This is a genomic window from Streptomyces sp. NPDC021749 (assembly GCF_040640655.1).
GTDB lineage: Bacteria > Actinomycetota > Actinomycetes > Streptomycetales > Streptomycetaceae > Streptomyces.
Window position 1 is genome coordinate 38,486 of the sequence record NZ_JBFACE010000033.1, and the last position, 24,955, is coordinate 63,440.

Consider the following 24,955-nt stretch of genomic DNA (forward strand, 5'->3'; position numbering starts at 1 on the left):
AGGAGTTCCGCATCGGGCCGACGCTCCGGCAGGGCGCGCCGTCGTCGTGGCCCCAGGCTCACGACACCTGCGCTCGGTCTCGGCGCCTCCCTGCTCAGCAGGACGTCGCCCCCTGGACGGCGACAAACCGATGGTGCGTCCCTCGCCCCCTGTCAGTTCGTGCGCGCCATCGGCAGGCTGCCGCTCGGCCAGCGGTTCCTCGCAGCGCCTTCAACCGCTCGGCGCGGGCGGCATGGGCCGCGTCTACCTGGCCTATACCGCCGGCGGCCGCCCAGTTGCACTCAAGGTGGTCCGGCCCGAACTCGCCGAGGATCCCGGGTTCCAGCACCGCTTCGCCCAGGAGGGCGCCAGCGCCCGGCGTATCCACGGCCTCTACACCGCCCAGGTGGTCGACGCGGGCACCGACGCCACCACCCCCTGGCTCGCCACGATCTTCGTGCCCGGCCCCTCCCTCCAGCAGGTCGTCCACCGCCACGGCCCGCTGCCCGAACGGACTCTCCTGCTGCTCGTCGCCGGTATCGCCGAGGCCCTTCAGGCGATACACGCCGCGGGTGTCGTCCACCGCGACCTCAAGCCCGGAAACGTCCTTGTCGCCGCCGACGGCCCCCGCGTCATCGACTTCGGCATCGCCCGCGCCGCCGACGCCAGCCCGCTCACCGGCACCGGCCTGCGCATCGGCTCACCGGGCTTCATGGCTCCCGAACAGGCCCTCGGGCTGCCCGCCACCCCGCCCACCGACGTCTTCGCCCTGGGCTCTTCGATCGCCTACATAGGCTCCGGCGCACCCCCCTTCGGCGACGGGCCCGAGTCCGTCTGCCTCTACCGAGCGATACACGAGGAGCCCGACCTTTCCCACCTTCCGCACGGACTGCACGAGTTGGTCCGGCTCTGCCTGGCCAAGAACCCCGAGGACCGGCCGGACACAGCCTGGCTGATCGAGGCCGCCCGCCGCCACCCCGCAACCGGCGGCGAACTCCGCTTCTCCGACGGCTGGTTGCCCCAGCAGGTCAGCACCGATATCCACCGCCACACCGACCTGCCGACCACGGCTCCCCCGCCCGCGACCCTCCTCGACCCGGCCCGGTTCGCGGCCGACGCCCCGGCCGTACCCGTCCTTCCCTCCCCGACTGTCTCAAGGGCATCAACACCCAGCCCACCTCCACCCTGCCCTTCACCACCCTGCGCGCCGACCGCAGCTTCTGCGTCCGCGCCCACGGCGGCCGGGACATCGCCATCATCCGCACGCTCACCGACGGTTCGAACGACGACCCGGTGAAGATCTCCCTCACCTCCTACCGCTACTCCGACTGAGCCTGCCGGGAACACCGGCCAAGACCGGGCCGTCTCGACGACAGACCCCGTCACGGCCCCCGTCGCGCCGCCCTCACGCCACGGCTGAGCAACGCCTTCACCGCGCGCCGAGCGGACTGCCACGAGAACGACCTCTGCCTACCTCCGCGACCTCAAAGTCGGCCCGGCACGGCCGAGGGCGGGTGACGCGGCACACCGGGTGCGTCAGCGGTCGCCCGCGTCGTGGATCAGGAGGGCGATCTGCACCCGGTTGGTGAGGCCGAGCTTGGTCAGGATGCTGGAGACGTGGGTCTTCACCGTGGGCACGCTGATGAAGAGCTCCGCGGCGGCCTCGACGTTGGTGAGCCCCCTGCCGACCGCCACGGCGGCCTCACGCTCCCGGTCACCGAGGACCGCCAGCCGCTCGCGGGCCGCCCGCCGCCGCTCGTCGGCATCCGACTCCACCGTCACGGCCGTGATCAGCTGATGGATCACGGACGGCGACAGGACCGGATCCCCCGCGGCCACCTTCCGTACGGCTTCGACCATCTCGCGTGGCGGGGTGTCCTTCAGCAGGAACCCGGCCGCGCCCGCACGCAGCGCCCGCACAACGTACTCGTCGCTGTGGAAGGTCGTCAGCATCACGACCTCGGGCGCGGGCGGCCGGCTGCGCAGCAGCCGGGTCGCGGCCAGACCGTCCATGCCCGGCATCCGGATGTCCATCAGGACGACGTGGGGGGTGAAGGCGCGGACCAGGGGCTGCACCTCGGTCCCGTCCGCGGCCTCGGCGACGACGTCGATGCCGTCGGCCCCGGCGAAGAGCAGGCGCAGACCGGAGCGTACGAGGGGGTCGTCGTCGACGACCAGGAGGCGGATCATGCGGCCCACGGTAGCCAGGCCCTCAGGTGGTACCCGCCTTCGCCCCGGCCGTACGTGAGCCGGCCGCCCGCCAGCTCGGCCCGTTCGCGGAGGCCGATCAGGCCGAGGCCGCCGCCTGGTACGGCGGTGCGGAACGCGTCCGGCGGGACGGGGTGCTCAGTTCCACCGAGACCCCCTCCGACGGCCCGCCGGTGACCTCCACCCGTACCTCGGCCCCCGGCGCGTGCTTGCGGGCGTTGGTCAGACCTTCCTGGACGATCCGGTGGACCGTGCGGCCGGTGAGCGCGGCCACCTGTTCCGAGGCGGTGACGTCCAGCCGGGCCCGGATGTCCGTACCGGCCTCGCGGCTCTCCGCGAAGAGTCGTTCCAGGTCGCCCAAGCCCGCCTGTGGCCGGGTGCCCCCGGTCTCCTCCACCGTCGGGGCGCGCAACACCCCGATGACGGTGCGCAGTTCCTGCAACGCCCGGTGCGCGCTCTCCCGGATCACGGCAGCGGTGTGCGCGATCTCGGCCTCGGGCGCCCCCGGACTGAACTCCAGGGCGCCCGCGTGCAGACTGAGCAGCGACAGCCGGTGGCCGAGCACGTCGTGCATCTCCCGGGCGATCTCCTCCCGCGCCGCCCGCTGCGCCTCCTCGGTGCGCCGGGCCGCTTCCGTCTCGGCGCGGTCGACGCGCTCGTGCATCGCGCGTACGAACAGGCCCCAGCCGACCGCCGCTGCCACCAGCGCCACGCCGAGCAGACTCGGCCGGATGCAGTTCGACTACCTGCTGGAGCACGGGCTGCGCGGCGACCACCGGATGCTGGACATCGGCTGCGGCAACCTGCGGGCCGGACACCACTTCATCGCCCACCTGGATCCGGGCCACTACTACGGCATCGACATCTCACCCGACATCCTCGTCTCGGCCAAGCAGACGCTGACGGAGTACGGGCTGCAGAGCAAGCTGCCGCACCTGACCATCACGCAGGACCTGACGCTCGACTTCCTGCCCGACGCCCACTTCGACGTGGTGCACGCGCACAGCGTCTTCTCGCACTCCCCCATCGGAATCATCGACGAGTGCCTGGGCCATGTGGGGCGGGTCCTGGCGCCGGGAGGCTTCTTCGACTTCACCTTCGACCGTACCGAGGGCGTCGAGCACCAGGTATTGCGGGAGGACTTCTACTACCGCACCGAGACGCTGATCCGGCTGGCCGAACAGCACGGACTGACCGCCCGCTTCATGGACGACTGGGAGACGCGGCCGCACGGCCAATCGAAGATCCGGGTCACGGCACCAGACGGTTACCGGGCCTAGATGCACCGCGGGACGGCGTTGGTAACAGTGTTTCCGCTGGGCTACAGTGTTACCCATGAGCACGCTCTACCAAGACGCGCTACGGGCCGGCCAGGACGCCGTGCGCACCACGATCCTCGATTGCGCCATCAATCTGCTGGTCACGGACGGGCCCGGCGCGTTGACCATGCGGCGGATCGCGACCGACATCGGCTCCTCGACCAAGGTCCTCTACACCATGTTCGGTGGCAAGGAAGGGCTGGTCGATGCGCTGTACCGGGAGGGCTTCGCGCGGCTGCGCCGGGTGCAGGAACAAGTACCGCGTACGGACGACCCGTTGACGCACCTCACCCACCTCGGGGCGGCCTATCGGGAGCACGCGCTCGCCGAACCGGCCTACTACCGGGTCATGTTCGAGCAGGCCGTACCGGGCTTCCGGCCGAGCGCGGAGGCCCTCGCCATCGCCGAGACCGCCTTCGACACCTCGGCCGCCGCCGTGGCCGCCTGCATGGAGGCCGGGATCTTCCAGCCGGGCGATGCCCGCGAGTTGTCAAAGATCTTCTGGGCGGCATCGCACGGCGCGGTGAGTTTGGAGATCGCCGGACATTTCACGCCGGAGGACGGTGGCCGGCGCTATGAAGCGCTGATGGCGGCCGTGGCACGGGCGTTCAGCACCCAGCACGAGTCGAAGAACGAGGGGCAAGGAACATGACCACCACGCGCAACCGCTACCTGTCGGGGAATTTCGCCCCGGTCACCGAGGAAGTCACCGCCTACGACCTGCCCGTGACCGGGCGGATTCCGGCCCATCTCAACGGCCGCTATCTCCGCAACGGCCCCAACCCCCTGGGCATCGAGGACGCCGCCGCGCACATCTGGACCCTCGGCGCGGGCATGGTCCACGGGGTGCGCATACGGGACGGGCGCGCCGAGTGGTACCGCAACCGTTGGGTCCGTTCCGGCGCGGTCGCCGACCACCTCGGCGAGCCGCGCCGCGGCACCCCGATCGACGAACAGTTGGACATCTCGCCGAACGTGCAGGTCGTGGGCTTCGCGGGCAGTACGTTCGCACTCATCGAGGGCGGCATCCGTCCCTACGAACTCACCTACGAGCTGGAGACGGTGGGGCCCTGTGCCCTGGGAGCGACCCCGGAGGGGTACAGCGCCAACGCCCACTCCCTCTTCGACCCACGCACCCGCGAACTGCACTCGCTTGCCTTCCGCTACGGCTCCGATGACGTGCAGCACATCGTGATGGACGACTCCGGCACGGTGCGGCGGACCACCACCATCCCGGTGCCCGGTAACCCGTACATGCACGACTTCGCGCTGACCGACCACTATGTGCTGCTCTTCGACTCACCCGTGGTGTTCAGCCCCGCGCATCTGTCCACCGGCGTGCCGTTCACCTGGGATGACCGCCGTGGCGCGCGCGTGGGGGTAATGCCGCGCGAGGGGGGCGAGGTGCGCTGGTTCGGGCTCACACCGAGCCTGGTGGGGCACACCCTCAACGCGTACGAGAGGCCGCACGAGGACCTGCGCGGGTCGGGCACGGGCGGTTGTGACATCGTCGTCGACGTGATCCGGCATCCCGAAGGGTTCGACATCAGGGACGTCGGGTCCAGTCGCCCCACCCTGGACCGGTGGACGATCGACCTGGCGGCGGGGACGGTCCGGGAAGAACGCCTCGATGACCGGGTCCAGGAATTCCCTCGCCTCAACTCCCGCTATACGGGGCGCCCTTACCGGTACGGCTACGCCGCAGCGGTCGAGCTCTACGCCCCGCCCTGCGGCCCGGAAGACGACCGGCCGGACGAGGGGTTCAGCAATGCGCTGCTCAAACACGATCTGAGCCGGGGAACGACGGAAGCGCACGAGTTCGGGCGGGACGCAGCCGTGGGCGAGGGGGTGTTCGTCGCGGCGGAGTCGCCGGCGGCGGAGGATGACGGGTACGTCATGGCGTACGTCTTCAACCCGGAGCGGTCCGCATCCGACCTGGTCATCCTCCCTGCACAGGACTTCAGCGGCGAACCGGTCGCCCGGATCCACCTGCCGGTGCGGGTGCCGTTGGGTCTGCACGGGAGTTGGGTTCCGGAGGAAGACCGGTGAACGCGGACCCTCAACCGGCTGCCTGACCTGGCCGTAGCGCTCCGGAACGACGTAGCGCCTGGGAGCCGCTGGTAGCTGCCCGATGAGGCCGTGGCTTCGCCTGCGGCGCGCCTGCCCGCTTACCCGTCCACGTCGACGTAGTCGCCGGGGGCGGTGGCGGTGCTGGTGGTGGAGGTACCGGCGAAGGACCAGCGCCAGTAGCCATCCGTAGCGGCCTTGACGGTGGTTTTCAGGGCGCCGCCGCTCCCCGTGGTCACCGTCTTGACGGTGGTGTAGGTGTGGGTGCCCTTCTTGCGGAACTGGAGTTTCACCGGCTGGCCTGTGTAGCCGGCGTACTTGTAGGTCTCCCAGTCGGCGCGGGTCAGGTTGCCGGTGACGGCGAGAGTCTTGCCCTTCTTCACCGGCTCCGGCGAGGCGTTGGCCGTCAGCTTGGCGTAGCGCCTGACCTTCACCGTGGCGGCGACGTCCTTGACGATGTCGGACCCGCCGTTGACGACCACCTTCATCGTGGTGTCGCCCACGACCTCGTCCGCCTGGGCGGCGCCGGGAACAGCGAACGCGGACAGCGCCAGGGCACTGGCAACGGCGGCCATGGTGGTGCGCTGACGCATAAGTGTGTTTCCCCCACACTCTGGTGGCCCCGGGCTCGCCCCGGGGCCACAGCTGGCACGACGCGTCCGGCGCAGGGGAGTCAGATCACCCGGGTCAGGGCGGCTTGATCCGCCTCGGCGGCGGCGCGGACGGCACCGAAGACCACTGCCGAATCCCCGGGACGGTTGCACCGCAGAGAGGGTCAGGCCGAGTTTGGCGAAGATGCTGCGGATGTGCTTGTGGACAGCGCTGTCCGTGACGACGAGCCGTTCCGCGATGGCGTTGTTGCCCAGTCCCTCGGCCATCAGGACGAGTACGTCCCGCTCGCGAGGGCTGAGCCGGTCCAGCCGGGTGTCCTGGCGGGACCGGGTGAAGAGCTGCGTGATGACCTCGGGGTCGATGGCGGTGCCTCCGGCCGCCACCCGCCGAAGGACGTCCAGGAACTCCTCCACCCGCCCGACCCGTTCCTTGAGCAGGTAGCCGAGGCCGCCCACGCCGCCGGTGAGCAGCTCCGTCGCGAAGGTCTGCTCGACGTACGCGGACAAGACCAGGACGGCCAGGTCGTGTTGCCTGCGCCGGGCCTCGACCGCCGCGACGATCCCCTCGTCGGTGTGGGTCGGTGGCATCCGCACGTCGAAGATGGCGACGTCCGGTCTGTGTGCGTCGATGGCGTCCAGTGCCTCGCCGGGGGAACCCGCGATGGCCACCACATCGAGGGACTCGGCGCGCAGCAGCAGGGCGAGCCCCTCGCGCGGCAACGGGTCGTCCTCAGCGATCACGATCCGCATGGAAGATCCACCTCAAGGGTTGTCGGGCCGCCGGGCGGGCTGGTCAGGGAGAGGTTGCCGTCGTGTGCCGCGATCCGGCGGCGGATGCCGGTGAGTCCGGAGCCGCCGTCCTCGTCCGCCCCGCCCCGGCCGTCGTCCTCGACGCACAGGTGGAGACGGCCGCCGCGGCTGCGCGCCGTGACGGTGGCATGGCCGGCGCCGCTGTGCTTGGCGATGTTGGTGAGGGCTTCGGCCACGACGAAGTAGGCGGTCGCCTCGACGGAGGCGGCGCACCGCTCGGGTACGTCGACGTCGATCCGGCAGGGCACCGCGCAGTTCGCGGCCAGCCCGGAGAGTGCGCCGGTGAGTCCCCGGTCGGCCAGCACCGGAGGCAGGATGCCGCGCGCGACCGCACGCAGTTCGGCCAGCGCCTGCTCGGCGGTGGAGTGTGCGCGTTCGAGGACCTCGTCGGCGCCGGCGAGGTCGCGGGCCACCATGCGGCGGGCGGCGCCGAGCAGGATGATGACGGAGACGAGCCGGTTCTGGGTGCCGTCGTGCAGGGAGCGCTCGATGCGGCGCAGTTCGGTGGCATGGGCGTCCAGGGCAGCCGCGCGCGTGGCGGTGAGCTCGGCGACGCGCAGCGACAGGTCCGTCTCGGGGCCGGCCACCAGGAGTCGTCGTCCCGGGCGGGCCTGCAAGCGCGCCATGCCGGGGGTGAAGCCCAGGATGACGGCGGTCCAGCCGAGGCCCAGCAGGCCGACGGCGACCGCGTCCGGCCAGGATTGCACGTTCCCGAGCCCCAGCGACGTAGTGGCCACCTCCTCGGGCGCGAACCGCCACCACAGCGGGAAGGTGCCGTCGCGGAGGGCCGAGACCGGCAACAGGACGCCGAACAGGCCCAGGAGGAGCCCCAGAGTGGCGTGGCGGACCAGCCAGCGCAGCTCCCGTCGTGTGGTGGGGTCGACGAGGGCGAGCCGCGGTTGCGTCGGCGGAGGTTCCGGGGCGACGACTTCGGGACCCCAGCGACCGAGCCGGTCGCGCTCCCGGCCGGCCAGAGCGTGCAGCGCGCGCAGTACGGCGGGTGCCATGAGCAGTCCCACCCCGTTCGGACCGGTCACTGCGGTGACGGCCAGCCAGAGCAGCACGAACAGGGCCGAGAGGGCGCTGCCTAGCCCGGAGGCGAGCTGTCTGATCGCGGCGGTCGCGGGCCGTACGACGGTGTCTTGGAAACCCGCCCGCGGGCAACCGGCTGCCGAGTCCCCCCGGATCGCCATCGGTCCTCCCTCCCCTCCCCTCCCCTGCTCCGCGGACGACCTTATGGCGCGGCCGGCTCGCCGTCCGGCGCGGGGTCGGGGAGTACGGCCTGCGGTATCTCGAACCGGGCGGTCTGTGGGATCGGCCGGGAGGGGTGCTCATCCATGGCGTCGGCCGGCGGCCGCTGGTGGACCGTCGGATTGTTCCGTCCGGTCTCCCCTTGACCATCAGCCCGCTGCCCGCGCCAAACAGGCCGACGCGCTCCTTGTGGTCGGTAGGCAGCGAGGTGCCCAGGCCGATCTTCGGCAGCGGCCCCGTCGACGCTCCCGCGCGGCCCGGGGGTGTTCCGGCGGGCGGCACACACGACGGGAGGCCGGCCTCCCCGTAGGTCAGGAAGGGGCGAGCGGCTCGTGCCGGCGCCTGGCCGTCACGGCATCCGCTTGTGGGCCGTCACGGCATCCGCTTGTGGGCCGCCCGGACGTCGTGCAGGTGAATGAGGACGTCGAAGGACTTCACGAGCGCGACGCCGCGCGGCTTCACGGGGAACTGTGTGCCGACGCCGAGCGTGGGCCGGGCGACGTTCAGCCAGGCCCGCGCGGGGGCCGGGCCGTTGCGGACGTCGAGGGAGAAGTCCCGGTAGCGGACCTGGTCGAGGGTGTACTCGTTCCTGCCGGGCTCGGCGCCGTCCACGGTGAACTTCTTCCAGTCGCCGACGAGAGCGGCATCCTTCGACAGGAAGGAACCTTGGTGGAAGGTGAAGCCGATGGGGACGTAGTTCTCGCCCATCGTGTCGCGCAGGAACGACCCCTGCGTCTTGGGATACAGCTCGGAATCGCCGGCGACGCGGCCGACGTGGTCGTTGTGCGCCGACAGCAGGACCTTGTGGCCGGTGTGCTGCTGCCACCAGGTGACGTTCTGGGCCATCACCTCGTCGCGGAAGCGCTGGAAGGAGGGCAGCGTGCCAGGGTCGTCGGGGTTCAGTTCGAGGGCGAAGGTGGTGAAGCCCTTCTCCTCGACGAGGCAGCGGAAGACCCGCTCCTTCATGGTGAAGAACTCGTGGGAACCGTGCGTGGCCTCGCCGAGGCCGACCACCTTGGCGTCGCCGGTCATCGCGCCCAGGGGCCGCAGGTCGGCCGTGCTCCTCCCGGGCTCGGTCGAGCGCAGCGGGTGGGCGGCCTGCTCCAGCGCGCGGACCGGGTTCTGCTTCCCGCCGGCCGTGTCGGCCGGGGCCGCCTGGACCGCCTGGATCGCCACAGGAGCCAGCACCGCTCCCGTCGCGATCACCGCCGTGACCAGCAGTCCCCGCCGGCTGATGCGCTTACGGTGCCTCACCATGCTCTTCGCCCCTCACTGTGCGCACGGCAACTTGAGAAGGATCATCGCTGGCGATTCCCGCGCCCCGCGCTGGTGGCAGCCACCGGACTTCTCCGGGTGGCTACTGCCCGCCGGAAGGGTAGTAGGGGGTACCAGCGGGGGTCGTTGCCCGTTACCCACGTCCCCGGACAGCACACCTGGTGCGGTGACCGGGAACGGTCACTGTCGACCGGCAGGTTGGCGGCACTTCGGGGTACGAGTTCGCACCGGAAGCGATCACCGAGCCCTGTCGTGGGGCGCCGCGCCACACGTGGGTGACAAGCGCACGCCACACCTGGGCAACCGGCGGCGGTCGGCGTGCTCTTCACCCCGTGCCACGCCCCTAGGATGATCGACGTACGGTCAACACGACTTGACGGTGCCGGACGGACAGGACAACGGGGAGACAATGACCAGCCCGACCCAGGCTCCAGAACGGGCCAAGGCCTATGAGCCCCACCCCTACATCGGGGGGCGCCATGCCGCGCTGCGCGCGCTCACCACGTGGCGGATGGAGTGGCCGGGCGCGCCTCGGGTCGTCATCCTGACCGGAAGTCCGGGCACCGGGTGTTCGCGGCTGCTCACGGGGTTCCTGATGCTCTGCGACCCGGAGTACCGCAAAGGGCTCGACCTGGACGCGTTCGATCCGGCGACCGTGCCTCCGGACTTGCCCGCACCCGCGGTGCCGAGCGTCGCCGGGCTGACGGCAGCGCAGACCCTGTGGCTGCTCGCCGATCACTACGGGTTGTCCGCGACCCGTACCGCCGACATCTTCCCCGAACTCGGTCAACTCGCTTTGTCGGGGCGGCCGGTGACGATCGTGGTGCCGGATGTGGATCGGGCCGGTCCGGTGCGGGGGGCGGGCGGGCCCGCGCACGTGGTGCGGGACGTGCTGAAGCCCCTCGCCGCCGTCGAGTCCCTACGCCTTCTCGCCGACGTGCCCCGGGAGTTCGCCGTCGAGCTCGCCGAGGGCCTGCCGCCCGGCGTGGCCCGGATCATCGACCTCGACGCCCCCGAGTGGGCCGACCCCGAAGGGCTTGTACGGCAGGCCGAGGCACTGCTCGATCCCCGGTTCGGCGCCCCGGACCTGCCCTTCACGACCGAGCCTGGCGCTCGGCGCGCGCTCGCCGAGGTGATCGCCCGGCACGCGGGAGACGGCGCGGGCAGCCGTCTGACCGTGCATCTCGCCGTGCAGTCGATCCTGATGCACCCGGAGGGGTTCGACCCGGAGGATGCGAGCCAACTGCCCGGCAGCGTCGGCGAAGTGCTCGACCTGCACGCCCGGCGGCTTGACGTCCCTCCCCGCACCCTGCGGCAGATCCTCGCGCCCCTCGCCCTTGCCGAGGGCGACGGCCTGCCCGTGCATCTGCTGACCCCGCTCGCCTCCGCCGTCGCCGAGCGGGACATGCGCGAGGACCTGGCGCGGGGCATGCTGCTCGTCGCCCCCTTCATCCGCCCCATCGAGAGGGCCGGTGAAGGCATCCCCGAGGACGAGCGGACGCTCGTCGGATTGCAGCACCCGGGCATCGGCGAGGCCGTTCGGGCAGGCTTGCCGGATGTTCCGGGCGCTCAGGCGCGTATCGCCATGGAGTTGCTGGAGGCCGTACCCGATCAGGACTGGGCAAAGGCAGGGGTGTACGTGCGCGATCACATCGCGGGACACACCCTGGGGGCCGGTTTGCTCCCCCGGCTCCTCACCGACCCCGGCCTGTTCACCCACGCCGATCCGGTGCGGTTGCGCGCCGCGGTGGAGGCCGTACCCCCGGAGCAGCTGGACGCACCGGCGCGCACGTATCTGCGTACGGCCCCGCTGCTCACCCGCACCCAGGCACCCGCCGTCTTTCGAGCGGCGCTCCTGGAGACCGCGTTCGTCGAAGACGGACTGCCGGAGTACGCGGCGGTGTTGCGCCGCACGGTACCCGAGCTTCCCTGGCACACCCTGTGGAGCGTACCGGTCGCCGGGGTCGAAGCAGTGACCGTCGGTGAACTGCCCGCGTCCGCGGCCGCGTCGGACAGCGGCGCGCAGGCTCCTGCGAAGCAGGAGCCCGCGGCGTCGGCCCGGCTCGCGGTCGCCGTGAGCTCGGTGCCTCGGGGCACCCCGGGTTCACGCCCGTTGCAAGCCGACGATCCCAAGGCCCCCGCCGTGCTGGTGCAGGACCTCGCCACCGGCTCCGTCATCGATGCCGACCCGGCCCGGATCCTGCGCCCCTCGGATGACGAGCGCGCCACGGGGCCGCTCGGGTTCAGCCGCGGCGCCGACTACGTACGCGTCTGGCGTCGCGGCGAGCAGAAGGGCGACCAGGAGATCGTCACGGCCCTGATCTCCGCCACGCCCTTCACGGGAACCGATCTCTCCCCCGACGGCATCCTCCTCGTGGCCACGGAAAGCGGTGTGAAGGCGCTGCAGATCCGCCCGGCGCAGCCCTCCGCCACGACCGCTCGGCGCTCCGTACCCGACCCCCGGGCAGTCGCGTCCGAGCCCGCACGGGCCCCCGAGCCCACACCGGAGGCCGCACAGGCTCCGCAAGCCCCCGGGCCCGGTGCCCACCCGGCCGCCTGACACCCACCCCCCGCAGACGGTTAGGCTCAAAGGCCGGAAGCCTCTCGAAGGCGCCCGTATCAGACCGCCTGCACTCAGGCCCACTCGGACGAGGGCCGCGGAGCTCGCCCGGCACCGACCCCGGCCGCACCGGCCCCGTCCATCCGAAGACTCGTAGGGAGTTCCCGTGATCAGCCAGGAGCAGGCGCTCGCGACCGCCGAGGGGTGGCTCAACCCCGAGGGACAGGAGCACCGTGAGGTGCGGATGCAGGAGTTCGACCTGGGCTGGGTGGTGTGGGCCGCGGCCCCGCCGATCGAGCGTGACCCGGTCACGGGCAAGCGCCGGCCGCCGGCCACGATCGGCCACTCCTGCGGTGTGGTCGACCGCCGCACCGGCGAGCTGAGCACCTGGCCGTCCGTGCCGGTCGAGGAGGTCGTGCGGATGTATCAACACAAGCACGGCGGCGGCCAGGAGGCCGCGCCGCCCGCGCAGCCGCCGGTCACCGGCCCCGGCAACACCACGGTCATCACCTACGTCGACCCGCGCACCGGCGAGGAGACGAGCCTCGTCAAGAACTCCGCCCCCGGTGAGCCGCACTCCGAGTACCAGGCCCTGGTGGAGATCGATGTCCTCGGCGTCCCCACGCAGAACGTGGTCGCGATCCACACCGACCTCAGCTCCAGCCTGCTCCCCGGCGGGTACCCGGGCCTGCTGATCGGCCGTCGCTTCCCCCACGCCCGGTTCTCCTGCACGCAGGAGTACGGCCTGCGGGCCGAGGAGCGCGCCGAGGCGATCGCCGGGCTGATCCAGCACGTCGAGATGATGCACCAGATCGCGGGACAGCAGCCGCCGCCACGGCCTCACCGGGCGCCGGTGCCGACCGACGTCGAGCCGGCCGAGCCGCTCCGCGATGTTGCCCTGGGCCGCGAGCTGACGGAGGCCTTCGGCGCTGACGACGTACGTCGCTACGACGCCGACGACGTGGCGGGCACCCCGCTCCCGGAGGCCGCCAAGGCCACGCTGACATGGGCCGGGCTTCCGGCCGACATCCCGTTCTTCTTCACGGCCGACAGCCCGGAAGCGGAGCTTCCGGGCGGCCTGTTCGGCAACGCCGCCGCGCATCTGCGCCAGGTCGGCTCCCAGGCCGGCGCCGACTCCCTCGCGTTCCTGGAGGGTCACGTCAGGATCGGCACCGACGGGGTCGCTCTGATCACCGTCCAGTGCACGGGGTCCGAGCTGGCGGGCGAGCCGGTCGGCCAGCTCTGGGCCGTCACTCCGGAAAGCGGCGCGGGCCGCCGCGTCAACGCCTCGGTGTCCGCTTTCGCCCGCTCCCTCGCGCTCCTGCACACCACCCGCGAGGAGATGATCGCGCTCGACCCGATCATGGCGGGCAGGGCCGTCGCCGACTTCCAGGCTCAGCTCGTCGCCATCGACGCATCGGCCCTGGACGACCCGAGGAACTGGTGGTCCGTGATCGTCGAGCAGATGTGGCACGGGTTGTTCTGACCGGCCCCGATCGCCGGGGAGAACGGGACATGGGGAGGCCCTGGAGCTGCTGGTCGAGCGACGCCCGGAAACGGCGTACGACGTACTGCGGCTGATCCCCGACGACGCGAACAGCCCGGAGGACTGGCAGTCGCTGCTCCGGCGATCCGGTGCCCTGGCCCTGTGACGGGCGAACGGCCGGGGCTCCCCGCCGGCGAGGTGGCCCGCCTGCTGCACGACTGGCCGGCGGGCGAACCGACGTGGCGTGTGCGTAGTGACGAACTGGTGGGGTTGCCGGAAGGCGGGGGTGTCATCCACCGTCACTATCGCCCGCACCGGGACGCGGAACCCAACAGCTGGCGCAGCGCCCCGGGCATCTGCCGTACGCCGATGGGCCGTGAGGTGCTGTGCGCAGGGCTGAACCGCCAACGCGAACGCCTGCGCGCAGGCCTCGACCTGAACGGGCACGTGCACGTGCGCGCCCCCTTCGGGCACATCGGCGGGGTCGTCCCCGAGCTGCTCAAGAACGAGGCGGCAGCACGGGAGTTCGCGGCCGTCGACGTGGTCGCGCTGGTCCTGGCCGACTTCCCGACCGAGGCCGACCGTCCAGGGGCGAAGGGCTGATGGCCACGATCCGTCCCGAGGACCTGAACCGATGCGTCACTCGTTGTGTCTCTTGTTGTGTCACCCGTTGTGTCACTCGTTGTGGAGGACGTACGACCATGCGGGCTGACCACCGCCCCTCTCATCGACTTTGGCCAGTTCCCCCAGGACCCAATAAGGGATCTGCCCCCGCTCGGAGTTGCCCGGAGGAAGGAGGGCACGGGTGCGGAGCCCGGTGACCCACAGCGCGACCATGGTGAGGAAGCTCTCCAGGCCGCGTGCAGCGGGAAGCCCGGCCAGATACTCCTCGTCGGGCCCGGTCGGGACGCGGAGGATGTGCCCGGTGGGCCCGTCGATGACGATTTCGCCCCCCATCCACTTGCCGATCTGGAAGAAGGGTCCGCGTTCCGCCACGGGTTCGACATCACCCGGCCAGTCCACCTCGTCGAAGAGGTCGATTTCCCAATTCCCGTACGGCAGTAGCGCCATGGCGCCCTCGTTCATGTCCGGCAGGCCGAACTCGGTGCAGAGCTCGCGAGTCGGCTGGTGGGTCAGCTCCTCGGGAATTTCCTCGGGTTCGGCCTCGTAGATGTCGTCTTCGCCGAAAAGGGCGATCAGGTCTTGGTGGTTCGGGGGCGCGGCATCAACGGGGGCGCTTGGGCCCGAGTCCGCGTAATCCCAGGACAGCGGCCGCTGCCGGGAGCCGAAAGTGTCCGAGGGGTCCACCCCTTTCGCTGACTGGATGGCGATCAGCCCCAGGTCGCCCCCGAACACGACGACATCGCCCACGCTCAGTGGGGTGCAGGGAAGGAGGAACGCACTTTTGCTCCGAGGAAGAGACGACGAGTCGAACAGCTCGCGGAGGCGTGTGGGATGCCCGGGACTCTCGCCGGCCGGTGAGGCCGAGGGAGTCGGTGTCGTAGTCGCCGGGGGCACGGCCAGGTCCGTGCGATGTTCCTGCGGAATCTCATCCTGCTCCCAGGGACCTGCGACGAGCTCACCGGTCTCCACGTCCCGGACGGAGACATACGGTTGCGGCGATCCGTCTACCGTACGCTGCTGAAAGCCGGCAATGGCGGGCCGTCCCTGCCAGCGCACCTCCGCCAGCCTGACGAACCTGCCCGCTTCGAGGAAACGCACATGGTAGCCACCCGGCGGCCGCCAATGGGCCCACTTCGTACGCCAGGGAAGTGAGACGCCGGACGAAGCCACGGACGAGGCGAATTCGAGATCGTTGCGCGACCAGGCCATCAAATGCAGCCAGGAAGCCCACTCACCCTGACTTTGCGGTACAACTCCCCATCCCCACAGATGAATTGCATCGGCGGCGGGACTGTTGCCGGGAATGACGAAGCTGCGGCTTCGCGCCGAGTCCATGAGGGCGGTCTGCGGTAGATGGGCCACCGTACGCCCATCGCGCAGAAGTTCTTCGTACGCCCCCGCCTGCACGGCGTGCATGGCCAGCCCGGTGGCCGCGTACAGGCCGACGGCACCGCGCTTGGCCCATCCCTCGGGGTGGCGGAACCCCGGAGCCGAGCGCATCAGCCACGCCACCACATGCCTGTTGACACGGGAGAGGTCGGCAGCGTCGATCTCCCGACGCAAGGCCTCGGCCAGGCCCTCGTCGACAAAGGAAACCCCGAGAGGTCCGAGCCGAAGAATTCCGGACCCTTCGCTCGCGAATTCAGCGAGTTCGTCTTCGGATGCCGCTTCACCGGCCAGCGCGGTGACGAGCTGGGCCCAGACAGGGACGGGTACGAAGCGGGGCTCGGCCAGTGCCAACGCCCGCACGGCAACGGACTCGGCTACCGCCGGCAGAGACTCGACGGCCGCCGCGGACAGCCGAAACACCGCCCTGGGATCAACGCGGGCCGGCAGCAACTCGGGAACCACATGAACCACCACGGCCAACTTGCCACGCGCCAGCCACGGAAGGGTCCCGGTCACCAACCGCTCGGGCTCGTACGACCGCCGTGTCGGCCCGGCACGATGAGCGTTGACGACCAGCAGCAACCGCTCCTCGGGCCACGCGCCGAGCGCGAAACGCCAGTCGTCCCGCTTGTCCGCGGACAGCTCGACTCCGAGCGCCGTGAGGGCCCGCTGCATGACCTGCTCGGCGGTGAGACCGGTGGCGTCGACGACAACACTGCCGGGCACCTGCTCGTGTATCTCCCGCATGACGGCCGAGGCGTCATGGCCGTCCGCGGGGACAAGATAGGCCACTTGGCCGCCGAGCCCACCCTCACGCCACCATGCGCCGACACGACCGGCGACCTCCTCCTCGGGGATTCCGGGGGTGTCGGTGGTTGGCTCTGGCATGGTCCTCCTCAGTTGCGCGTTGACTCCTCGACCCTACGCGTGGTGGGCAGTGGCGGAATCAGGCTGGGGCAGGCGCTACACGGCGCAGCACCACGGTCCAGTCGTCCTCGCTCGGCCAACCCGTCAAGTCGGCGAGCCGCCATGTCTCGTCGCCCACGGGGAAGGTCTCACCCACGCGGAGGGTGTGAAACTCCTCCTCGGCGGCGACGATCCCGAGCCGAACCCTGACCGAGCCGTCGGATTCCCTGAAGATGTCCATCACCGCGAAGCTCGCTTTCCCGGTGTTTCGCTGAATTCCTTGCCAGAGATGAATCGCGCCGGCACTACTCACTTCTCATCCCACAAAGACGCGTACTGGTTGCTACAACATTTCATGAATTTCCTGATGGTCAGCGGCCGGAGATGCCTCCCTTCTCTAGTTGCCCACGCCCGTGACCTCTGGGATGGGTGCTGATAGCGACCGGTCTGCCGCTCTATGACCCCGAATACCCGCCCAGGAGTGGGATCGACGAGCGGTCGATGCCCGCAGGTAGAGCAAAGCCCTCACGATAGAAGTCCGGCATGTCCACGTCATCAAGCGCGGCCGCCAGTTGTGGAGTGCTCCCCTCGGGCGAGTCATGGATGCTCACGACGTCACCCTCCGGGCTGTACTCGAAGACGTAGTGCAGTTGACCGTCACTGTCATAGGAATTCTTCTCGATTTTTTTCAACTGCCGCTGAAGGTCGATCTGTAGCGTCATCAGTGCGGCATCGTAGGTGTTGATTCGCTCCAAGTGGACCAGATATCCGGCAAGATCACCTGAATTTCCGTACCTGCGAGAGACACTCCAGCGGTAATTGCCGATTTGCTGAACTGTCAACTGGATTCCGAAGGGGATGCCCGGATGGTGCAGCAGGTGACTATTCCTGACGCTATCCGGATCACTCGTCCAGTAATCAACGTGGAAAAGGCGACAGGAATCGTAGAATTCAGCGAAAAGGGGTGCGCCGGATTCGCTGAACTGGACCCGCGTGTAGTCACCCTCGTCCAGGGCTTCCTCGCGAGTGACCTCTTCCCCGGGGTAGATTCCCCAATCCAGGTAGAAACGCTGAATTTCGCTGGACACTTAGACCTCACAATTCCATGCTCGGGTACATGGCGTACCTACTGCTCTCGCGCATGACCGAAAAATCGATTCCCGGCAGACCGAATTCTTCAGTCAGTCTATACGCCTCGCCGGCGAAGGTGCGATCAGGATCGCCAGGGATCCTGTCCAGCAGGAAGCTGGGGACGAAACCCTTGTTGTTGTATCCGCGGAGGTCCTTCCGCAGCTTGCGGCTGCCCTCCAACGTGTTGCGATCTATGAGGCCTTGCTTGCACTTCTCCACGTATGCATCGAATGCTTCATCCGACACGAAGATCGCAAAGTCGACATCCTTTGCGTCCGGCTTTCGCAGGGAAGACCCTTGTACCACGATGCTGCCTTCGGGGAGGCCGAATTCCCGGGCGAGATCTCGCAGTCGAGAAGTGAACTGATCGAAGCGCTCTTTACTCTCGAAGTGGTAGGGATAACCCCGAGGTTCAACCTCGTTGCGCCAGTTTTGCATCTGTTGGATGATATTGGCATCGGCTATGGGGGTATCCCCTTCCTTTGCCCTTTTGTTCTTGATGGCGGCCACGTTGACGAAATCCGCGATCTGTAGCGGACTGAGTCCGAGCTCTTGGCCGACACGGAACACCCTGATCAGGTCTCCCGGGATCGACGGGAGGGGTGTGGCGTTGCTGCCCGAGTTCAGAGGGATGAAGCTCTGCGACCCTGTCAGCGGATCGGTGTAGACGATCTGGCCGTTCTGATTCGTCGCGGTCAGTGTGTGGCTTTGGTTGTTGACGTCCTGCGTGATGAAGACCCTTTGAGCACCGTGGCCCTCGCTGGCGAGCGAGCTTTCCAGCTCGCTGATCGTGGGCCTGTGCTGCTGATTGGGCCGTGGAGTGCTGCCCGTCGCGTCACGTGTGGCGGTGACCTCAGGGGTCGACCGGGCCTCCGCCCGCTGGGAATCTGGCCGGCCTGACGATTCCGGCTGAGTTTCGTTGTCTTCCTGAGTTTCGTTGTTCGTCTGGTCCCTGCTCTCCTCTGGGGCGCGCGAGGGTGTGCGGCCGGTTCCAGCCGGTTCGGCCGCGGGCGTACGGTCGGAGCCCCCTGGGTCCGCCGGGGGCCTGCGGTCTGTGCCTGCGGGGTCGGCGGGGGGCCTGCGGTCGACGCCTGCCGGGTTCGCCGGTGGGGTGCGGTTGGGGTCCGTTGTGGTGGGGGGAGTCTGCTGCTGGTCGTTCATCGTCGAAAGGAGGTTGTCGACGAAGTCCAGGTGCTGCTGGATCTCCCGGTCCATGAGTTGACGGTTGGGCGTCTTGTAGCCGTCCAACGCCTTCTTGATCTCGGCGTCGGTCTCGCCCTGGTCCCGCCGGGCCGCGCGCTCCTGCTCCATCAACTCCTTGCGCTGAGGGTCGACCCGGTACGTCGTGCTGTAGTAAACGGGCACCCCGTCCATCGCGTCGGAGTCGCGAATGGTCTTGGAGCAGTCCGCATGCCCGGACATGTCCTTGCGCAGACCGCAGGGCTCCCGCTCGGTGTACAGGCCGGCGATCTTGTACGTGGGCTTCCCCTCGGCTTCCCTGCTGTTGTTGAGCTGGTCGACCCACTCCAGGATGTGACCTTCCGAGTGCCGTGGACGCACGGCATCCGAGGCGGCCGGGACCGAGGAGTCGATGATGTAGTGGCTCTCGCCGCGCGCGTCGACGACCTCCACCACCGCGTAGTTCTTGTCGGAGAAGTCCGGGGAGTTGCGCTCCGTCTCGTCCAACAGATCTCTGAGGTCCTGCGGGGCGTTGTCCTTGGGGCGAGCCGAGGCTTCCCGCCGGGTGGATGCCACGGACTCGTGATGGTCGTGCGCCGGGTCGATCTTCTGGCGCTTCTTGGGCGGTGCGTCGGCGTACGGGTCGTTGTTGGGCGCGGGTTCCGGGCTCGCGCCCACCGCGTTGTTCGCGTGGAAGGAGTGGCTCATCCGGCCCAAGGTCGCGAGCGCGGCGTACCGGTCACCGTCGTTCATCTGCGACCACGCCGGGTCGAGATGACGGCGCAGATCGCTGTCCGTGAAGTTGGTCGCCGGCATCGAGACGTTGTCCCGGTGCGCCCGCAGCGCCTCCTTGTGCCCCTTCTTCGCCTCCGCCAAGGCGTTCTTGGCGTCGTTCAGTCTCTGCTCGGCAGCCGCCCGCTCCGTCGGATCGGCCTTCTTCAGCGCCCTCTTGGCGCTGTCGGCTTCCTTCTTGGCGTCGTCAAGAGCCTGCTTGGCGTCGCGGACCTGCTGTGCGGCCTCCGCATGCTGCTGCCGGCGGGCCAGGGACTCCTGCAGCAGATTGCCCAAGGGGGAGGTGGACCCGTTGCCTTGAGGCTCGGCCCAGGCCCGCATCTGCTGCTGGACCGGCGTCAGATCAATCCGCCGGACCTGGTGCTCCTGCCGGAGATCCTGCTGCGATTGATCCGGAGGGAGGTTCGCATGCTGCTGGTCCGGGGCTTCCGGGTCGGGAAGGCTCTGGTTGCGCCGCTCGCGGGTGGCTTCCGCGCTGGGGTCGTTGGACCCAGGGGTCGAACCGGCCGGGCGCTGGGACGATGTGTGGTTGGTACCGGCAGGTGTGGTCTGGCTGTGGTTCTGCGTGGTGGGCTGGGTGGTGGGCTGGGTGGTGGTCGCGATGGGGCGGCGGTTGGCGTCCAACGGGATCGCGAAGACGCCGTTGTTGCCGCTGTGGAGCGGGGTGGTGCTGCTCTGCCCCGTCTGCGGATCGGCGTAGACGATCTGACCCTTGTGGTTGACCACGTTCCAGGCGTGGGCACGGCCGTCGGCGTTCTGGGTGATGATCACGGCCTGTGAGCCGTGGCCCTCGTTGAGGAGGGCGGTCTCCAGGTTGCGGTACGCGTCGTGGCCGTCGCCGAAGTCGCCGAACTCGGCGCCCAGGGCGTTCTCGATACGGTCGCGGCCGTTGGGCTCGGGAGTGTCGGCGGGGGTGCCGTCCTCATTCGGGCTGCGGCGGGCGGCGACCGTGGGGTTACCCGCGTACGACTCGACGAACGCCAGTGCTCCGTCGGGGCAGTTGACGTCGCGACCGGACTCGTCGGGGTTCTGGCCGCGCAGATCGTCGACCCAGGTGCCCTCGCGCGGGTCAGGGGCCTGCTGGAACGAGCCATCCTCGTTGCGCGGGAACCGCTCCTGCTGCGCGCGGTTGTCGGCGTCGGTGGGGTCGTCGTAGCCGTCCGGCGGACCGGAGGGGCGCGTGGCGGTGGACGGGAAGACCGGTTCCCCCGACTCCGGTTGCTGGTCGGTGTCGTGAGGGTCCTGGGTGTCCTGGGTGTCCTGGGCGTCGTCGGTGTCGTGGGTGTCCTGGGTGTCCTGGGTGTCTTGAGATTCCTGGCTGTCCTGCGTGTCCTGCGTGTCCTGCGTGTCCTGCGCGTGGTCGGGCTGCGGGCCGTCCTGGTCCGTCGCGTCCGAGTCCTGGGTGGTGTTCGTGTCCGGAGTGGAGTCCTCGTTCTGCGGTGACGTCGTCTCCGGGGTCGGCGTCGTCTCGGGAGCCGGCGTCGTCTCCGGGGTCGGCGTCGTCTCCGGCGTTGTGGAGGGTTCCGGGGTCGTCGACGGCGGTGCTGTGTCGGTGTTGGCGTCGTTCGCGTTCTTTTCGGCGGTCGAGCCGTCGTTGTCGGAGGGTGCCTCGTCAGTGGACGGCTCAGTGGACGGCGAGGTGTTGGCGGGTCCGTCCGACTCAGCGTCGGGAGTTGACTCATCCGTCGACGAGTCGGGGCCCGGACTGTTGTCGGTGTCCGCGCTGTTGTCGGTGTCCGCGCTGTTGTCGGTGTCCGCGCTGTTGTCGGTGTCCGCGCTGTTGTCGGTGTCCGCGCTGTTGTCGGTGTCCGGAGTGTTCTGCGTGGACGGTTGAGGCGTCGACGGGGTCAGGAAGTACGGAGTGATCGGATTCCGATTGGCGTCCAGCGGGGTGTAGAAGACCTCTTGGGCCCCCAGGTGAATCGGATTCTCGCTGACGACGCCTGTTTGCGCGTCGACGAACAGGACCTGGCCGTTGTGGTTGACCGCGGCGAAGGCATGGCCGCCACCGCCGGGCCAGTTGACGCCGATCACGGCTGCCGAGCCGTGCCCGGCCTGCGACAGCTCGTAGGCGATACGTGCGTACGGGTTGGGATGGTCCTTGCCCGCGTACGTGCTGGGTGCGCCGGCCCAACGCGCCTGGTTGTCGACCGAGTCGCGCTCCGCGGAAAAGGTGTTCAGGCTGCCGTCCGCATTGAGGTCCAAGGTGCGCGGGGCGGAGACCGTCGGGCGGCCGAACCATGTTTCGAGGAACGAGCGGGTGCAGTCGGCGCAGTTGTTGGATCGGCCGGGCACCCCCACGCCGCCGTCGTTCTGCAGACCGACCCAGTTTCCTTGCCGCGGGTCCGCGTACACCTGCGGGGTGCCGTCGGGGTTCCTCGGGTGGGCGTTCTCCAGGTCCTGCTGATGGGCGGGCTCGGGAGTGGTCAGGCCTTCGAACGGGATGTTCAGGTTGTTACGGATGTCCGAAAGGCTGTGTGCCTGCGGCGGAGGCGGAGGCGCCGTGGGTTGCTGGGGCGCACTGCCGTCAGCGGGGGGCTGGTTCTGATCGGGCGTCTGGTTGGTGGCGTCCGACTGTTGGTGGTGCGGCTGTTGGTTGTTCGGCTGTTGGTTGTGCGGTGCCGGCATCCCCTGGTCGTTCGGCGTGGGAGTGGGGGACGCGGCCGGTGACTGCTGGCCCGTCGGACGGTTCGTCGGCTGCTCGCCGCGGGGCGGCGTGGTCGGGCGCCCAGGCGTCTCGGTGCGCGGAGTCGCGGCATGCGGCGTGTCACTGCGTGGTGGTGTGGTGGGGCGGCTGGGCGTTTCGGCGCGCGGTGTGTCGGTGCGCGGCGTCTCGGTGCGCGGCTGCGTGGTCGAGCGGCTCGGTGTCTCGGTGCGCGGCGTCTCGGTGCGCGGCGGCGATGCGGGACGGTTCTGCCGGGGGTCTCGCGACGGCGTCGTGGGCCTCGTGCTCGGCCGTTCCGTACGCGGCGTCGTGGCACTGGGCGTGGTGGCCCGCGGCGTCCTCGTGGGGTTGCCTGCCGCCGGCGCCTGCGTCGGGATGGGGCCGGCCGCCGGTGGTGGCATCGCACCCGGGGTCGACGTTGAGGGCGCCGTGGACGACGGGGTCGCCTGCTGCGGGATGCCTGCCTCACCGGGCTGAGTACGGTGGGCCGGGGGCACCTCCGTGGCGGTGCCGCCCATGAGGTTGAGGTTGTCGTCGTCCGGGTGGTGCGGGGTCGGTGATGACGGTGTCGACGCGTGGCCCTGACCCGGGCTGGGGGTTGCGGTATGCGTGCTGCCGGGCATGGCGCCGCTCGGCATGGAGACGCGGCCGCTGCCCGTGTTCTGGTCGTTGTTGTTGCCGTCGTGGGAGTCGCCCGGTATGGGGCCCTGGGCCGGTGCGGGCGTGGAAGTGACCGAGTCGTGGTCGACCTGGTGCACGCCCGGTTCGGGGCGGGAGTTGTCGGGAGCCGGGGCAGGGGCGGCCTCGGGGCGGTCTGTCTCCTGCGGCGGGGACGGCATGGGTGCGGGCTCGGTGGTGCGCGGGTCCGGGATCGACGCGCCCTGCTCCGGGGCGGGGACGTCGGCGCCTTCCGGGCGGCTCGGGCGAGCGCTGTCCGGCGTGGTGTCCGGCGCCGGGGAGCCATCGACATCCGGCGTGGTGCCCGGGCCCTCGATGGGCGAGGAGTGGGAGGGCATGGACGGCTCGTTGCCCGGTGCCGTGGTCGGCGGGGCGTCCGGTGTGCGGTCCGGACGGGTGGAGTCAGGGGTGGTGTCGGGGGCCGGTCCACTCTCCACGTCCGGCCTCGTCGTGGTGGACGGCGTGGACGAGTCCGGAGACGCGTCGGGGGTGGACGAGTCGTCGCCCAGAGGACGACCGATGCTCTCGTTGTAGGCGTGGGTGCCCACGTCGAATGGGCTGGGCGAGTCGGAGCCACGGCTTGGTGAGGGCGAGGACGACGAGGGTATCGACGAGTCCGGGCTGCCGGTGCTGTCCGTGCTGCTGTTGGACGGCGTCCTCGGGGAAGAGGACGAACTCGAAGACGACGGGCCATCGGACGAGGAGGACGAACTCGAAGACGACGGGCCATCGGACGAGGAGGACGAACTCGAAGACGACGGGCCATCGGACGAGGAGGACGAACTCGAAGCCGACGGGCCATCGGACGAGGAGGACGGGCTCGACGAAGGGGACGGGCTCGACGAAGAGTCGTCCGAACCGCTCGGCGGAGACGCGGACGACGGACCACCGATATCCGGTGCCCTGCGCCCGGAGCCGCCGCTGTCCGAGCTGCCCCGGTTGCCGCTGCCTGCAGCGTTGCTGCTGTTGCCGGAGTCGGTGGAGGAGCCGTCGGAGCCCGAGGAGCTGTTGCCCGAGTCGGTGGAGGTGCCGTCGGAGCCCGTGGAGCTGTTGCCGTCGGTCCTGCTTCCCGAGTTCGTTCCGGAGCTGCCGTCTGCGCTGTCGCCGCTGCGGCTTCTCTCGTTGGAGCTGGTGGAGTCGGCGCTGCTGTCGCTGCTGTCGCTGCTGTCGGTGTGGGAGTCGCTGCCGTCGTGGCCGCGGCCTGCTGCGCTGTCGAGGCCGCCGCGGACGCGGTGGCCGGCGCGGTGGCCGGCGCCGTCGCGGAGGGATTCGCCGAGGGTCTCGCCGGTGTTCTCGACGGCGTCGGTGAACGCCTTGGTCCCAGTCTTGGCGGTGCGGCCGAGGTCATAGCCGTTCTGGGCGCCGAAGTTCTGGTTGACGGTCTGGGCGATGAGGTCGGAGGCGATGGCCTGCAGGGCGGATACAAAGGGCTCTTTGGCGCACTCAAGCGCGGCTTCGAGGAGCTGCTCGGCGGCCTTCTTGAGGAGCTTGCGGACGACCTCACGGGTGGCGAGGGTGGCTGCTGCGCCGCCTATTTCGGACAGCCCCAGCGTGAAGGGGGCGGCGGCCTGGGCCGCGGCGATTTCACAGGCGAGGATCACCAGTTGGATGATGACCGCGACCTTCATGGCGATGACGATGGTGGCGGCGGCCTCGAAGGTGAAGGCGATGACCTCGGCCGCCTGCTGGGCGTCGTCGAAGTAACCGGAGCCACCTGAGAACTTCTCCCAGGTCTTGATGAAGCCCTCGATGGCGTCGCCGGAGTTCGCCGCCAGGACGTTGCCGGCTATCTCGGTACCGCGGGCCTGGTGTTCGGCGACCTCGGAGCCGAACTGGCGCCAGATCTGGGCGCACTCGAAGAGCATGTCCTCGTCAGCGTTCGGCCAGTCGAAGCCGAGCATCTCCAGGACCCACTCGACAGCAACAGGTGGGTTCAACAAGGTTGAGCTTCTCCCCCGTGATGATGTGCGTAAATGCGTGGCGTACGCGATGCGCGCGCCGACAGGCGGTGGCCGCCCGCCAATC

Annotated in this window: 15 protein-coding genes and 1 pseudogene; 7 read left to right on the forward strand and 9 right to left on the reverse strand. The window is 69.7% G+C overall.

Going from position 1 to position 24,955, the window contains the following annotated elements; all coding sequences use genetic code 11:
• The first annotated feature begins 130 nt into the window (after nucleotides 1–130).
• Nucleotides 131–1,276, forward strand: coding sequence for a serine/threonine-protein kinase (locus AB0G35_RS27580; RefSeq protein WP_360955017.1), 1,146 nt, complete (start codon nucleotides 131–133; stop codon nucleotides 1,274–1,276).
• A 239-nt stretch (nucleotides 1,277–1,515) separates the two neighbouring features.
• Here AB0G35_RS27580 and AB0G35_RS27585 read toward each other — a convergent pair whose 3' ends face one another.
• The gene (locus AB0G35_RS27585; RefSeq protein WP_360955020.1) at nucleotides 1,516–2,169 is read right to left on the reverse strand and encodes a response regulator transcription factor; all 654 of its coding nucleotides are present in this window, start codon (nucleotides 2,167–2,169) and stop codon (nucleotides 1,516–1,518) included.
• A gap of 97 nt (nucleotides 2,170–2,266) precedes the next feature.
• Entirely contained in the window at nucleotides 2,267–2,890 is a 624-nt protein-coding gene (locus AB0G35_RS27590; RefSeq protein WP_360955023.1) for a histidine kinase, read from the reverse strand.
• Here AB0G35_RS27590 and AB0G35_RS27595 point away from each other — a divergent pair.
• From AB0G35_RS27595 to AB0G35_RS27605, 3 genes are read left to right on the forward strand one after another with little or no spacing between them, the layout of a single operon-like run.
• Nucleotides 2,772–3,467 carry a class I SAM-dependent methyltransferase gene (locus AB0G35_RS27595; RefSeq protein ID WP_360955115.1) on the forward strand — a complete coding sequence of 232 codons (696 nt, stop codon included), beginning with the start codon at nucleotides 2,772–2,774 and terminating at the stop codon, nucleotides 3,465–3,467. The two genes, AB0G35_RS27590 and AB0G35_RS27595, sit on opposite strands and share 119 nt — an antisense overlap.
• Nucleotides 3,468–3,522: 55 nt before the next feature.
• Nucleotides 3,523–4,158 carry a TetR/AcrR family transcriptional regulator gene (locus AB0G35_RS27600; RefSeq protein WP_360955026.1) on the forward strand — a complete coding sequence of 212 codons (636 nt, stop codon included), beginning with the start codon at nucleotides 3,523–3,525 and terminating at the stop codon, nucleotides 4,156–4,158.
• Entirely contained in the window at nucleotides 4,155–5,555 is a 1,401-nt protein-coding gene (locus AB0G35_RS27605; protein WP_360955029.1) for a carotenoid oxygenase family protein, read from the forward strand. The genes AB0G35_RS27600 and AB0G35_RS27605 overlap by 4 nt, the downstream gene beginning before the upstream one ends.
• Nucleotides 5,556–6,346: 791 nt before the next feature.
• Here the strand turns inward: AB0G35_RS27605 and AB0G35_RS27610 are convergent.
• From AB0G35_RS27610 to AB0G35_RS27620, 3 genes and pseudogenes are all read right to left on the reverse strand, one after another.
• A pseudogene (locus tag AB0G35_RS27610) lies at nucleotides 6,347–6,934 on the reverse strand (response regulator transcription factor); the annotation flags it as partial.
• The gene (locus tag AB0G35_RS27615) at nucleotides 6,922–8,187 is read right to left on the reverse strand and encodes a sensor domain-containing protein (protein WP_360955032.1); all 1,266 of its coding nucleotides are present in this window, start codon (nucleotides 8,185–8,187) and stop codon (nucleotides 6,922–6,924) included. The pseudogene AB0G35_RS27610 and the gene AB0G35_RS27615, both read right to left, overlap by 13 nt.
• A 430-nt stretch (nucleotides 8,188–8,617) precedes the next feature.
• A complete protein-coding gene (locus tag AB0G35_RS27620; RefSeq protein WP_360955035.1) occupies nucleotides 8,618–9,502 on the reverse strand; it encodes an erythromycin esterase family protein in 885 nt (294 codons plus the stop codon).
• 427 nt (nucleotides 9,503–9,929) lie between these two features.
• Here AB0G35_RS27620 and AB0G35_RS27625 point away from each other — a divergent pair, with 427 nt between their 5' ends.
• The 3 genes from AB0G35_RS27625 to AB0G35_RS27635 all read left to right on the forward strand — a co-directional run bounded on the left by AB0G35_RS27625 (nucleotide 9,930) and on the right by AB0G35_RS27635 (nucleotide 14,169).
• Nucleotides 9,930–12,080, forward strand: a complete 2,151-nt coding sequence (locus tag AB0G35_RS27625) for an ATP-binding protein (protein WP_360955038.1) — start codon at nucleotides 9,930–9,932, stop codon at nucleotides 12,078–12,080.
• 166 nt (nucleotides 12,081–12,246) lie between these two features.
• Nucleotides 12,247–13,566, forward strand: a complete 1,320-nt coding sequence (locus AB0G35_RS27630; RefSeq protein ID WP_360955041.1) for an SUKH-4 family immunity protein — start codon at nucleotides 12,247–12,249, stop codon at nucleotides 13,564–13,566.
• Between the two features lie 162 nt (nucleotides 13,567–13,728).
• Nucleotides 13,729–14,169, forward strand: a complete 441-nt coding sequence (locus AB0G35_RS27635; protein ID WP_360955044.1) for a hypothetical protein — start codon at nucleotides 13,729–13,731, stop codon at nucleotides 14,167–14,169.
• Between the two features lie 72 nt (nucleotides 14,170–14,241).
• Here AB0G35_RS27635 and AB0G35_RS27640 read toward each other — a convergent pair whose 3' ends face one another.
• The 4 genes from AB0G35_RS27640 to AB0G35_RS27655 all read right to left on the reverse strand — a co-directional run bounded on the left by AB0G35_RS27640 (nucleotide 14,242) and on the right by AB0G35_RS27655 (nucleotide 24,870).
• Nucleotides 14,242–16,467 carry an SUKH-4 family immunity protein gene (locus AB0G35_RS27640; protein WP_360955047.1) on the reverse strand — a complete coding sequence of 742 codons (2,226 nt, stop codon included), beginning with the start codon at nucleotides 16,465–16,467 and terminating at the stop codon, nucleotides 14,242–14,244.
• 58 nt (nucleotides 16,468–16,525) lie between these two features.
• On the reverse strand, nucleotides 16,526–16,798 hold the full coding sequence (locus AB0G35_RS27645) for a DUF6406 domain-containing protein (protein WP_360955049.1): 273 nt from the start codon (nucleotides 16,796–16,798) through the stop codon (nucleotides 16,526–16,528).
• Nucleotides 16,799–16,940: 142 nt separating this feature from the next.
• Complete coding sequence (locus tag AB0G35_RS27650; protein ID WP_360955052.1) at nucleotides 16,941–17,573, reverse strand: hypothetical protein; 633 nt, start codon at nucleotides 17,571–17,573, stop codon at nucleotides 16,941–16,943.
• Nucleotides 17,574–17,580: 7 nt separating this feature from the next.
• The gene (locus AB0G35_RS27655) at nucleotides 17,581–24,870 is read right to left on the reverse strand and encodes a toxin glutamine deamidase domain-containing protein (RefSeq protein WP_360955055.1); all 7,290 of its coding nucleotides are present in this window, start codon (nucleotides 24,868–24,870) and stop codon (nucleotides 17,581–17,583) included.
• Between the last annotated feature and the right edge of the window lie 85 nt (nucleotides 24,871–24,955).